The sequence below is a fragment of the Marivita sp. genome (genome assembly GCF_048006345.1).
Taxonomy (GTDB): Bacteria; Pseudomonadota; Alphaproteobacteria; order Rhodobacterales; family Rhodobacteraceae; genus Marivita.
Genome location: NZ_CP180351.1, coordinates 484,586 through 497,333 on the forward strand (window position 1 = coordinate 484,586; position 12,748 = coordinate 497,333).

Sequence of the window (12,748 nt, forward strand, 5' to 3'; positions counted from 1 at the left end):
ACGTTCGTCATATGAGACTTCGCCACAATGTAGCATCGCCGAACCGGACCTGCGCTGCGGACGCAATATTTAGTCGGAATCGAACTCGAGATCGGTAAAACAAATGTGCCATCGTTCTCGTTCTACGAGACGATAACGACTACCTGTCCGCAACCATATCCGCGATTTGCGTCTTCAAGACCGACACAAAGTCACCGCTGGAAGGCCGGGTTGCGAGTGGGGAGAAGACCACGGATTTGAGGCCCAATTCGCTGGCGCGGTCTATGGCACCTTCTGGTGGAGCTGCTTCCCAGATCAATAGGGTTGCGGCTGTCTCACCGGCCATCGTCTGCAGCTCCTGCCACTGAGTGTCATTCGGCATTGCGCCTGCATCCCATTCCAGGCTGGTGATGTCTAACCCATAGGCACGCGCGAGATATTGATACCGGGGGTGGGTCGCCAAGATCGTTGTTCCTTGCAAGGTGGTGAGGGTCTCACGCGCCTCTGCGTCCAACGCCGTCAGCTCCGTCACCAACCCCGGCAATGCCGCGTCGATCTGATTACCAAGCTCGGGCATCCGCCGCTTCATCGCTGCTGCCAGCGCCTCGGCTTGCCGTGCGGCCTGCGCGAAATCGAGCCACGTGTAGCTGGCCGTTCCGGTGTGCGAATGCTCCCCATCCGCGCCATGGCTGTGCGTGACGGATTGCGTGGCGATGTAGGCGTCAGAGAACCCGGCGGAGGTATCGACCAAGCGCGAGCCTGGAAGCGAGGTGCGCGTGGTCCATGTCGCGAAGCCGGCTCCATTCAGGGCGATCAGATCGGCCTGCTGGATGGCGGCGATTTCGGACAGGCCCGGTCGCCAGAAGGACGGGTCACGCCCCTCGGGTACCGGGAAAAGCACCTCCACAGCATCCCCGCCAAGGCGTTCGGCCATCCAGGCCAGCGGGTAGTTGACCGTTGCAACAACAGGGCGGTCCTGTGCGCTGGCGACGCCGGCAACCAAGGACAAACAGATGGCAAGGCGCTTGAGCATCAATTGGTTCCCTGCCCATAGGCGATGTCATCGGGTGTGAGCATCCAGTAATCCGAGTGCCCTTCGCTGACATCGACTTCGATCATTAGGCCGGTCTCTGCCGCGCCGTCGGGAAGGGTGAACTGCGTCTTGCCTTCGGCGCCGACCTCGAGGGTCATCAGCAGCACGTTGTCGGCATCCAGCACACGAATTTCGCCACCTGTCGGAACTCGGCCAGAGGAAAACGTGGACTCCACCGTCACGGTCTCGCCGGCGACCGAGGCAAAGACCCGCAGGTCATGCGCTGCGACCGGAAGGGCCGCAACGCAAAGAGCAACGATCAGAGCGCGGATCACTGCGCGCCCCAGGGTTCAAAATGCACCCAGATCACCGCGCCCAGTTCGTGCGCCTTGTCCTGACCTTCGAACTGCATCGGGTCGTCGGCGGTGTTCAGCGCGGCAAAGCCCCACCAGCCCGCTGTCGGCACGGCGTAGCTGAAGACGCCATCGGCATCCGCCTTGATGGTCTGGGTGATCATCAGATCAGACGGGGCGACAGCGCTGCCATCCTGATTGTAGTATTCCACCTCGACCTCGGCATAGGGTACGGCCTCGCCATCCAGCTTGACGATGCCTTGGAAGATGTTGCCTTCCCACAGGGCGAAGGGCTTGGACAGGGGAACGATCTCGGTTTTGAGGCCGAGTTCGGCATCCCAGCCTTCGTCATCGCCATAGGCCGAGACGTAGGTCTTGGTGAAATGGGTGATAAAGGCGTCTTCCTCCGGTTCCCAATAGGGTTGCGGTGTCATGGCAAAGACATAGGTGCCCGGGCGTTCCAACCGGTATTCCATGGCAAAGCCGGGATGGTCCATGACCTGCGCATCTTCCAGCATGCCAAGCAGGTCCGTGGTGTCTTCGCCATGGGTCACTGTGAAGGCCTCGGGGCGTTCAAGCACCATGCCGATGCTTTCAAACGGATGGGAGAAGGACAGCGTCAGGTCGATGCTGCGGCCGTCTTCCTGGCTGACCATATTGTCGGAGGGAATGATCATGCCGTAATGGGCAGTGGCCGTCGTGGCGAGGGCGGCGATAGCCGCGGCGGTCATCATGGTTTTCATCAGGCGATCTCCAATCGAGGTCTGGTTAAAAAGTGTCACAGCGCGAGAATCCACGCTACAATTTGGTCGCCGTTCATGGTTACGGCGGTCATAAGGGCAGCGGCAAGGCCTGCGGATAAAATCAACAATAGGGCGATTTCTGCTACTGCCAATTGCAGGATCACGAACCGTCCCGCACCAAGCCGTTTCGCCGTCTCGATCTCAGAGGCGCGCAGGCTCCACGCGAGAAAAAGCGACAGCGCGATGGCGCCCAGAGCGGCGACACCGATCACAAGGGTGACCGCGTCGAGCAAAGTTGCGATGCGGAAAATGCGGTCGACCAGTCCCGCCACGATCTCGGCCGGAACGGTCATCTGCAGGGGGTTCTCCGGGTCGAGGTATCGCCCGCGCAAAATTGTGCCGGAGCGCGTGTCATAGGGCACGACCAGAACGGCAGAGAGGGGATAGTCGCTGGCAGACCCATGGAAATGGAAGCTGTCGATGTTGTCCGGCGTGATCCGCTGGAATTGTGTGATCGCCGCATTGGCGGTGATGTTGCCATCGGCATCGGCTGTCACGACGTCTTCGTGTCCGTGGCCGATGCCTGCAATCACCCAGGCCGTCTTGACGTCTGTGAACACCGCTTCATCGTCGGGCGTACCGGTAGCCGCCAGAACGCCGGTGATCTGCAACTCCAGAGGATAGACCCCGTCGAGGTCAAAAAGGTTCTCGGGCGCAGAGACCACCGTATCCCCCGGCCCAAGCCCAAGCCGATCCGCCACCTGTTCGCCCAGAACGGCCTCACCCAGAAGCGCCACCTGACGCCCCTCGGCAATCGTCAGGTCCCGGAAGTCGAAATAGTCGAGAGACGTCCCGACGATCCGCGCGCCATTGGTCTGGAACGCTGTGTGCAGGGGGATGGGCAGGGCAAGGCCACTGTCCCAAACAGCGTCTTCAGCGGCGCGGGTGATCGGCTGTGTGCGATCCTCGGAAAAATAGATTGCCCCCATCACCAGATCGAGCTGGCTGCCACGCGCTCCCAGTACCAGTGGCGTCGCTTGGGCGCGTTGGGTCAGTGCCTGTTCCGATCCGCGCAGCAGCACTTGTGTCACCATCGGCACCGACAGGATCAACGCGCCCACCACGACCAGCACAAGGCTACGCGCCCAAGTCCAACGTAGATGGGCAAAGGCCAGAAACAGCGCGTTCATGCCGGTTGCCTCAGGGTGGCAAAGTCGATGACACGGTCGAACCGGGGCAGCTGGTCGTGGTCGTGGGTCACGGCCAGCACGGTTGCACCCATCTCGGACGCGCGGCCGAAAAGAAGGTCGAGGATGGCTTCTTTTGTTTCGGGATCAAGATTGCCTGTCGCTTCGTCCGCCAGGATCAGTTGCGGCTGCGTCACCAAGGCCCGACAGATCGCCACGCGCTGTTGTTCACCGCCGGACAGCGCATGAGGATGGCTTTTCAGGCGATGGGCAACGCCGCATGCTTCGGCCAGTGCCTTGGCACGTTCCCGGACATCGGCATCAAGGCGCAGGCCTAATCCAACGCGATAGGGGTAGAGAATGTTCTCGAACGCACTTAGGTAATCGACCAACGCGAAGTTCTGAAAGATGAATCCCACATGTGTCGCGCGAAATCTGCGGCGCGCGGCTTCGTCCAGATCTGACAGATCGTTTCCCGCGACTGTCACATGTCCTGCATTGGCCTGAACCAGCCCGGCCACGAGGTTCAAAAGCGTTGTCTTGCCCGTACCGCTGGGGCCGATCACACCGACGCGTTCGCCCGTCTCCACGGTCAGCGTCGGGATGTTGAGTGCAAACCCACCGCGTGGATAGGCGAAGGTCAGATCACGGACAGCGATCAACTGTCTTCCTCCAGCGGGGGTGCGTCGGCATTGCGTTCCAGCGTTCCGGCATCTGTACGGTCAACATCCTTGAGGGTGAAGCCGGTGATCTTCCACACGCCCGCATCCGACGCCATGACCAGATCGGCGGCATAGGCATTGCCGCGCATATGCATATGCTCAGAATGGCCGACCACCCCAAGCACGCGCCATTTTGCCGAGATCTTGACGATCTCGCCTTGCGGTCGCGCGCTCATCCCCAAGAGGGACACCTCATGGATCTCCTGATCCGGGTTCAGTCCACCACCCGCCATCGCACCGACCCGTTCCAGATAGAGCTGCTCCAAGGCTGGCCCGTTCGCCACTTCTGCCAGCCGGTCATAAATCGCGGCTTCTTCCGTTTCGCCGAAAGCTTCATAGACTCGTGCGAGGATGCCTGGCAGAACCAACGGACTTTCCTGAGAAAACTCGCGAGGGGACATGCCGTCCGCGGAGATTGCATTGTCTTGATTGAGAGCGATAGACGACCACACCATAAGGCCCACGCCCGCCATCAACAGTACCGCGATAACAACGTTCTTCAGCATGTTTTGAACGCTCCGCCTCTGTTGGTCCCGGATTAGACCTTAGTTCGGGCCAAGCCAAGTACAAGGTGACCCTCTTTCAGGCTGCCGACTCCTCACTCGGAATTTTCATAGCAAATTCCGGACGAGAGTCAGGTCATTGCAAAGCGGAATGTGCATTATCCGACCCGGAACGCCAGTGGGTGGAAGTGAACTCAAGTCGCAGTGACACAATTGTTTTTTCCCACAGAGCGCGTGGGGGTTATTGTCACGATCGCTCTGTCACTTTGCAGTCGCGCCAATCACTCAGCAGCCACCGTCGTATCTAGCGGCTCAGATTCTCCGTATCCCGTCGGCACGGGCAGGTCCGGCAAGCTGGCGGCCCGTTTCTGCAAAGCGCGGCCAATGACAACGCGGCTTATCTCTGTTGTCCCATCGACGATCCGCAACATCTGCGCCAGGCGAGACAATCGATCCAGTCCATAAGGCTTGAGCAAACCCATTCCACCCAAGACCTGAGTGCAGGTATTGGCCGCTTTTACAGCGGCGTCCGGCACGAAACGTTTTGCGTGGGCTGCCATCAAAGGCCCTTCGGGAGTCCCCAAAGCCTCTGCCGCTTTGCGATACAGCAATTTGGAGACTTCTAGGTCTGACGCCACTTCACCCAGCATCCACTGAATGCCATCGAGTTCGATGTTCTTGCCGCCGAACATTTTGCGGTTCTTGGAATACGACAACGCGGTATCAAGTGCCGCCTGCATGAGGCCGCAGCACCCCGAGGCAATCGACACACGCGCAATATCAATGGCCATGAGTGACCCTTGGAGGCCCTGACCAATCGGCAGGATGATGTTCTCTTCACTGACCACAACCTTGTCGAGATACATCTCGGACATCGGAAGGAAGTTGTAAGACGGTGTTTCATAGCGCGGGCCGAAGCTGATGCCAGCAGCGTCGGCTGGGATTGCGATCATGGCCATGTCCTTGTGGCCGGGAGCATCGCTGGTCTTGACAACGGTAAAATAAATGTCGGCTTCGGTGGCCAGGCTTACCCACGCTTTCGACCCAGTGATCGTCCAGGTTCCGTCACCGTTGATCGTGGCCCGGGTGTACATTTGCATGGGGTCCGAGCCGGATTGAGGCTCGGTCAAGGCGAAATTTGCCAGCTTTCGTCCGGACGTGAGGTCACGGGCCCACTTTGCCTTAAAGGCGTCGGTTCCATAACCACATCCAGCGAAGGTGCAGATATTGTGCATTGAAAGCGCGAAGGCATAGGCCCCATCACCCAGACCCAACTGTTCATACACCTGAATGCCTTCTGCCAAGGACAACCCTTGCCCACCCAACTCCTCGGGGGCATAGAGCCCTGTCAGCCCGTCTTCGCCAGCTTTATCAGAAGCGCTGCGCGGCCAGGTTTTGCTCTCATTCCAATTGTCGACGTTGGGCAAGATGACCTCGCGGGCGTGATCACAGGCTGCAGCGAGGATGGTTTCGAGCTTGGCTGACATAAACATGGTCCTTTAGGGTGGGCGCGACTCTCCAATTTCGCCAAGCGAAAATGGCGAAGCAGATCGGGAAGTCTTTTCGCTCTTTGATTTCAGGACTATCAGCATTGTGAGTGGGGATTCCATATCGTGCGGTGACAGCCGATTGTCCAAAAGTGACAATTTTAATCTGCAGGCGATTGCCGTCGTCGGTAGGAGCTAGGTGTTGCCCCCGTCCAACGCTGAAAGGCTTTGTGAAAACTTGCCGCCGACGAAAAGCCTACATCCTGAGCAATGCCTTCGATGCTCGTATCCCCAACCTGCAACCGGCGGATGGCAATGTCCCGGCGCAAGCCGTCTTTGATGGCCTGAAAGGACGTCCCATCGGCGTCCAGTTTGCGGATCAATGTGCGCGGCGTCATGTTGAGTGCGCTGGCGACGCCGTTCAGGTGTGCCTCATCCCAAGTGGATTGGCTCAGATAGGCCCGGACGCGAAGGGATTGCGTGTGTTCTTGCGAGCGCGTGAAAATCCAATCTTGCGGAGCATTCTCCAGAAAGCGGTCGAGATCATGGCCACTCCTGATCCGAACAGGTCCAAGGGTATCGGTGCGGAAATGGATCGCCGTGACAGGGGCGGAAAACCGAACAGGCGCGGGAAAGATGACAGCGTAGTCTTGCTCAAATGCTGGGCGTTTGAATGCGAAATCGATCGCTGCCAGAGGAACTTCATTTCTCGCAAGCCACGACACTATCCCATGGGCAAGTTTGAGGATCAGCATGTGCCCAAAACGCTGTATTGGATCATTGGTCTGGGGAACCAGACAAAGTGCTTTGTTTTCTGTACTATCCACCAGTTGAAACTGATGGTCATCCAGAAGCAGGTTCCAGAATGTCGAATACCGATAGAGCGCAGAGGACAGAGACGTCGACTCGCGCATTGACGTCAGAAGATGTTGCAAGGCGCGTGGGCGGATGGGACGGGACCAAAGCCCCATCATTTCATCCTCGGTTTCAACCGCTGCAATCTTATACAAGCGAACGATCTGATCCAGCGTCACCCGGCCTTGTGGCGCATGTCTGGCGGTCGGCAAGCCGGATCGTTCCAGAAGCGAGAAGTAGTGATCCCGACCACAGATCGATTGCAACGCAACAAGCCAGTCCTGAATGAACTGAATTGATACGGTGGAAATAGAGAGTGTGTTTGCGATGCTCATTTGCCAGCGACGATAGCAGCGAAAACCAAGACTCAGAAGCCATCACAATTACACTGCATGAGATGCCGCAAGAGTAGCGCTCAAAGAAATGTTTTTTGGAGGATATGTGCAAACTTGTGCCAATCAAAAGGCCCGGCTGAATGATTTTTTAGGCGCCATCTATGGCTTACCGGACATAAATGAACACGCACGATAATTGTTTGGAGTCGGTTTGGTCTTTCGCTTAAAGTCCGTTTCGTTCTCCGGCCTCTCGTTATTGCGCATCGGCAGCGAACGACCGCTTTCCGCCGATTCTGTGGAAAAACAACGTGTTGCTGGCGCAGAAAGTGGTGATCTGCACAGCGAGCGAGCGCCTTTCTGGTCAGGCTTTTCGCATTTTCTGCGGTGCAGGAAAGATCTTGGCCAGTTTTCGGAGATTCTGGGCGGTGGCGGCGAGCAGGAATTCGTCATTCGCACCGCATGGTCCACGTAATCGGAGTTGGTTCAGGCCAAGGATCCGCTTGAGGTGGGCGAAGAGCATTTCGACCTTCTTTCGCAGCTTCATCGAGATCACGTATTGGTCGGTCTTTGCAATGTCGCGGGCGACCTGCCGAGCATCTTCATGTTCCTCGCGGGTGATAGACCGGAAGCCCATGTTCGGGCAGCAGCGCGCCTTTGATGGGCAGGCCTGGCAGGTGTGCTTCAAACACCGGTATTTGGCGACGCCCTTGCCGGTCGGGCCGCGATTGGGATCGGAGTAGTTCCGGCGGAACTGCTTCAGCTCGTGGCCCTCAGGGCAAATGTATTGGTCGTTCTTCGCATCCCATTCAAAGTCGGCGCGGGTCCATGTCCCGTCATTGCGCCCTGACTTGTCGAAGACAGGGATGTGCGGAGCAATTTTGCGGTCAACCAACCATCCTAACATCGGCGCGGTACCATAGGCGGTATCCGCGATCAGCCGCTCTGGATGAAGGTCGAACTTGGTCTTCACGCGCTCCAGCATGGTCTTGGTCGAACCGACCTCGGCCTGGCGGATTGAGCGCGTGGCCTCAACGTCCACGATGACACCATGGTCGGTGTCGATCAGGTAGTTGTCGGAATAGCTGAAGAATGCCGGGCCCTTGCGGGCGGCCGTCCATTGGCTGGCCGGGTCGGAATGGGACGTGAACTTGGGCTGCACCTCGCTCGCGGCACCGAACGCCGCCTCATCCAGGGTGGCGAGATACTCACGCACAGCGCGGGGCGCGTCGGCCGGATCGACCTGCGCCGGATCCCACTCTTCCTTCGGCGTCGAGTTCTGCTTGTTGGCATCCGCCTCAATGAGGCTGGCATCAACCGCCATGCGCTGGCCGCTGACCAGGCCCTCATCGATACAGCGGGAGACCGTCGTCTCGAACAAATGCCGTAGCAGTTCGCTGTCACGGAACCGACCATGTCGGTTCTTCGAAAAGGTCGAATGATCAGGGACACGGTCACTCAGATCAAGCCGACAAAACCAGCGATATGCCAGGTTCAGATGGACTTCCTCGCAGAGTCGGCGCTCCGACCGGATGCCGAAGCAATAGCCCACCAGCAGCATCCTGATAAGGAGTTCAGGGTCGACCGACGGCCGCCCGGTATGGCTGTAGAAATCGGCGAGGTAGCTGCGGATCCCTGACAGATCGACGAACCGATCGATAGACCGCAACAGGTGGTTCTGCGGGACATGATCCTCGAGCGAGAACTCATAGAACAGCGCCGGTTGCGCCTCCTGCCGCCGTCCCATCATCGCCAATCCTCCCATCCCCTACAGGAATTGAATCAGCCGACGGCCCTCCGATCAAGGGCGAGTTTTTCAACAGAATACGCCGATTCTGTGGAAAAACAACGTGTTGCTGGCGCAGAAAGTGGTGATCTGCACAGCGAGCGAGCGCCTTTCTGGTCAGGCTTTTCGCATTTTCTGCGGTGCAGGAAAGATCTTGGCCAGTTTTCGGAGATTCTGGGCGGTGGCGGCGAGCAGGAATTCGTCATTCGCACCGCATGGTCCACGTAATCGGAGTCGGTTCAGGCCAAGGATCCGCTTGAGGTGGGCGAAGAGCATTTCGACCTTCTTTCGCAGCTTCATCGAGATCACGTATTGGTCGGTCTTTGCAATGTCGCGGGCGACCTGCCGAGCATCTTCATGTTCCTCGCGGGTGATAGACCGGAAGCCCATGTTCGGGCAGCAGCGCGCCTTTGATGGGCAGGCCTGGCAGGTGTGCTTCAAACACCGGTATTTGGCGACGCCCTTGCCGGTCGGGCCGCGATTGGGATCGGAGTAGTTCCGGCGGAACTGCTTCAGCTCGTGGCCCTCAGGGCAAATGTATTGGTCGTTCTTCGCATCCCATTCAAAGTCGGCGCGGGTCCATGTCCCGTCATTGCGCCCTGACTTGTCGAAGACAGGGATGTGCGGAGCAATTTTGCGGTCAACCAACCATCCTAACATCGGCGCGGTACCATAGGCGGTATCCGCGATCAGCCGCTCTGGATGAAGGTCGAACTTGGTCTTCACGCGCTCCAGCATGGTCTTGGTCGAACCGACCTCGGCCTGGCGGATTGAGCGCGTGGCCTCAACGTCCACGATGACACCATGGTCGGTGTCGATCAGGTAGTTGTCGGAATAGCTGAAGAATGCCGGGCCCTTGCGGGCGGCCGTCCATTGGCTGGCCGGGTCGGAATGGGACGTGAACTTGGGCTGCACCTCGCTCGCGGCACCGAACGCCGCCTCATCCAGGGTGGCGAGATACTCACGCACAGCGCGGGGCGCGTCGGCCGGATCGACCTGCGCCGGATCCCACTCTTCCTTCGGCGTCGAGTTCTGCTTGTTGGCATCCGCCTCAATGAGGCTGGCATCAACCGCCATGCGCTGGCCGCTGACCAGGCCCTCATCGATACAGCGGGAGACCGTCGTCTCGAACAAATGCCGTAGCAGTTCGCTGTCACGGAACCGACCATGTCGGTTCTTCGAAAAGGTCGAATGATCAGGGACACGGTCACTCAGATCAAGCCGACAAAACCAGCGATATGCCAGGTTCAGATGGACTTCCTCGCAGAGTTGGCGCTCCGACCGGATGCCGAAGCAATAGCCCACCAGCAGCATCCTGATAAGGAGTTCAGGGTCGACCGACGGCCGCCCGGTATGGCTGTAGAAATCGGCGAGGTAGCTGCGGATCCCTGACAGATCGACGAACCGATCGATAGACCGCAACAGGTGGTTCTGCGGGACATGATCCTCGAGCGAGAACTCATAGAACAGCGCCGGTTGCGCCTCCTGCCGCCGTCCCATCATCGCCAATCCTCCCATCCCCTACAGGAATTGAATCAGCCGACGGCCCTCCGATCAAGGGCGAGTTTTTCAACAGAATACGCCGTTCGTGTCGCATGCTGCACGCAACGCGAAGGTTTGAGAAACGCTTGTTCATTTATCGTTGCTCGTCACAGCAATGTCTGCTCCTTGGATCGCTTTGGCGGTGAGCATATTTCAGCCGTGGCTCGTGAACAGATTGAGTTTCGGGGTTGGTGTCAGCCGTGGACCCACCCAAACACCGCCTTTTGCCTGTCTTTGCCCGGGGCAGGGTGGCGGTACGTCTTTCGTGTGCGTATGATGTGCATCATGGTTCCGTCCTAAGTCACGGCGGACCCTTGGAGATTGCTGAATGCCTTTGAACGCAGCCAGCGAGGCGCCGCGCCTTTCTTCTGCGCCGATGATGGATGGTGACGATTTGGGCTTTATTTCAATATCTTGCTAGGCGTTGTGTGCGATTTATGTTCACGTGCTGATCGCAAGATTTCGCGCTCTGGCGAATTTCCTATGTATGACTGGACCGATTGCCATTCCGAACTGATAGTCCAAAGTGTCGGATGTTCTTTAATCGAGTGGAACGCGCAGTGATCCGAGTGAAGTATCTGCTCGGAGCTTGATTGTCCCGGATGAACAGCCCTCTTGACGGCGCGCATAATGCTGAAGGCTGTGTCACAGCTTGGCGAATACCGACAGCGCCAGCGTCAGCAATTCGCGGATTTGGGTCTTGTTTTCGCCCGCGGCGCGTTGGGTGATGGCGAGCGCGATTTGCTCGCCGAGGTACCTGGCCCCGGCCTCGACCGACAGCCCGTCCGGCCAGTCCCCGGCATCGCGGGCAGCTTGCAGAAACGCGGCATAGGCCGCTTGTGCGGCCGCGTCGATCTCCTCCACCCGTGCGCGAGTTTGCGATCCCAGCCGGTGCTTGCCGGCGCGCATCTTGTAGAACAAGCAACCGGTTTCCATCAGGGGGTCGTCGCTTGCGAAGCCGATCAACGCGTGAAGCGTCTCGCGCAGCCCCATCCCGCCGTGCAGGATCGCGAAGATTTCCGACAGCACCTGCTCGGCATAGCGGTCCAGGGTAGCGCGCGACAGCCCGTCTTCGCTGCCGAACTCGCGATAGAGCGAGGGCTTTGAGATACCCGCCATCTGACAGATTGCATTGACGGAAACATCGGTCGGGTCGCTGTGCCAATACGCGGTCATCGCGACGTCAAGCACCTGCTCGGCGTTCATCGTTCGCGGTCGTCCGCGTGCGGGTCTCTGATCGGTATCGCTCATTTTTGTACTATTCGGTATTTTATGTCTTGACGGAGTGCTGTCGATATTCGTACCAGTTGGTAACAAGGCGCGCAAGCAGGAGAATGGCCCATGTCGACATCCGGAAGATCCATCGTCATCACCGGCGCGAGCAGTGGTTTCGGCGCGTCAGCCGTGCGCGCCTTCGCGGACCGGGGCGACCGCGTCTGGGGCACGATGCGCGACACCGCAGGCCGCAACGCGGCCAAGAAGGCAGAACTTGAAGGCTACTCCCCAAACATCTCGATCGTCGAGATGGACGTCACCAGCGATGCCTCTGTCACCGTGGGTTTTGACCGTATCCTCGCCAATGGTCCCATCGACATCCTGATCAATAACGCAGGCATCATGTATATCGGCATGACCGAGGCCTATTCCGTGGCGCAGGCCGCGGAACAGATGGACACCAACTATTTCGGGGCCATCCGCGCCATGCAAGCGGTATTGCCGTCGATGCGTGCCGCCGGTGCGGGCCTGATCATCAACACCAGTTCCATTGCCGGACGGGTCTCGGTGCCCTTCTTCGGCACCTATTGCGCCACGAAACATGCGCTGGAAGCCTACAGCCAAAGCCTGCGATACGAGGTTTCCCCATTCGGCATCGATGTGGCACTGGTCGAGCCAGGCCCGTTCCCGTCGAACCTGCTGACCGCCGGCAAGCCGCCGGCCCGCGCCGATGTGCTGGCGTCCTATGGCGACCTTGGGCAGGTGCCTTCGGCCATGGTCGCGGGCTTTGCGCAGATGCTGGCCAGCGATGAAGCCCCCGACCCGCAACTGGTCGTCGATGCCTATTTGTCGCTGGCCGATGCCGCACCCGGCAAGCGCCCCATGCGCACGGTGGTCGGCATCACATGGGGCGTCGATGAGGTGAACGCCTTCACCCAACCCCGCCAGGACGCGCTCTTGAAAGAGATGCAGCTCGACACCGTTCTGGGCGGCGTTGACGCCTGAATACCC

12 protein-coding genes are annotated in these 12,748 nt (G+C 58.9%); 1 reads left to right on the top strand and 11 read right to left on the bottom strand.

Annotated features, from left to right (window positions below; genetic code table 11):
* Nucleotides 1–139 precede the first annotated feature (139 nt).
* The 11 genes from ACMVPR_RS02485 to ACMVPR_RS02535 all read right to left on the bottom strand — a co-directional run bounded on the left by ACMVPR_RS02485 (nt 140) and on the right by ACMVPR_RS02535 (nt 11,728).
* On the bottom strand, nt 140–1,012 hold the full coding sequence (locus ACMVPR_RS02485; protein WP_416881560.1) for a metal ABC transporter substrate-binding protein: 873 nt from the start codon (nt 1,010–1,012) through the stop codon (nt 140–142).
* Nucleotides 1,012–1,347, bottom strand: a complete 336-nt coding sequence (locus ACMVPR_RS02490) for a hypothetical protein (protein ID WP_416881561.1) — start codon at nt 1,345–1,347, stop codon at nt 1,012–1,014. The genes ACMVPR_RS02485 and ACMVPR_RS02490 overlap by 1 nt, the downstream gene beginning before the upstream one ends.
* Nucleotides 1,344–2,108: a DUF4198 domain-containing protein gene (locus ACMVPR_RS02495; RefSeq protein ID WP_416881562.1), complete on the bottom strand. Its 765-nt coding sequence runs from the start codon at nt 2,106–2,108 to the stop codon at nt 1,344–1,346. The genes ACMVPR_RS02490 and ACMVPR_RS02495 overlap by 4 nt, the downstream gene beginning before the upstream one ends.
* 35 nt (nt 2,109–2,143) lie before the next feature.
* The gene (locus tag ACMVPR_RS02500; protein WP_416881563.1) at nt 2,144–3,298 is read right to left on the bottom strand and encodes an ABC transporter permease; all 1,155 of its coding nucleotides are present in this window, start codon (nt 3,296–3,298) and stop codon (nt 2,144–2,146) included.
* Nucleotides 3,295–3,957 carry an ABC transporter ATP-binding protein gene (locus ACMVPR_RS02505; RefSeq protein WP_416881564.1) on the bottom strand — a complete coding sequence of 221 codons (663 nt, stop codon included), beginning with the start codon at nt 3,955–3,957 and terminating at the stop codon, nt 3,295–3,297. The genes ACMVPR_RS02500 and ACMVPR_RS02505 overlap by 4 nt, the downstream gene beginning before the upstream one ends.
* Nucleotides 3,954–4,523, bottom strand: coding sequence for a hypothetical protein (locus ACMVPR_RS02510; RefSeq protein ID WP_416881565.1), 570 nt, complete (start codon nt 4,521–4,523; stop codon nt 3,954–3,956). The genes ACMVPR_RS02505 and ACMVPR_RS02510 overlap by 4 nt, the downstream gene beginning before the upstream one ends.
* A 278-nt stretch (nt 4,524–4,801) precedes the next feature.
* A complete protein-coding gene (locus tag ACMVPR_RS02515) occupies nt 4,802–6,007 on the bottom strand; it encodes an acyl-CoA dehydrogenase family protein (RefSeq protein ID WP_416881566.1) in 1,206 nt (401 codons plus the stop codon).
* Between the two features lie 161 nt (nt 6,008–6,168).
* Entirely contained in the window at nt 6,169–7,197 is a 1,029-nt protein-coding gene (locus ACMVPR_RS02520; protein ID WP_416881567.1) for an AraC family transcriptional regulator ligand-binding domain-containing protein, read from the bottom strand.
* A 361-nt stretch (nt 7,198–7,558) separates the two neighbouring features.
* Entirely contained in the window at nt 7,559–8,944 is a 1,386-nt protein-coding gene (locus ACMVPR_RS02525) for an IS1182 family transposase (protein WP_416881568.1), read from the bottom strand.
* 153 nt (nt 8,945–9,097) lie between these two features.
* On the bottom strand, nt 9,098–10,483 hold the full coding sequence (locus ACMVPR_RS02530) for an IS1182 family transposase (RefSeq protein ID WP_416881569.1): 1,386 nt from the start codon (nt 10,481–10,483) through the stop codon (nt 9,098–9,100).
* A 684-nt stretch (nt 10,484–11,167) separates the two neighbouring features.
* Entirely contained in the window at nt 11,168–11,728 is a 561-nt protein-coding gene (locus ACMVPR_RS02535) for a TetR/AcrR family transcriptional regulator (RefSeq protein WP_416881570.1), read from the bottom strand.
* A 135-nt stretch (nt 11,729–11,863) separates the two neighbouring features.
* Here ACMVPR_RS02535 and ACMVPR_RS02540 point away from each other — a divergent pair, with 135 nt between their 5' ends.
* Entirely contained in the window at nt 11,864–12,742 is an 879-nt protein-coding gene (locus tag ACMVPR_RS02540; RefSeq protein ID WP_416881571.1) for an SDR family oxidoreductase, read from the top strand.
* The last annotated feature ends 6 nt before the right edge of the window (nt 12,743–12,748 follow it).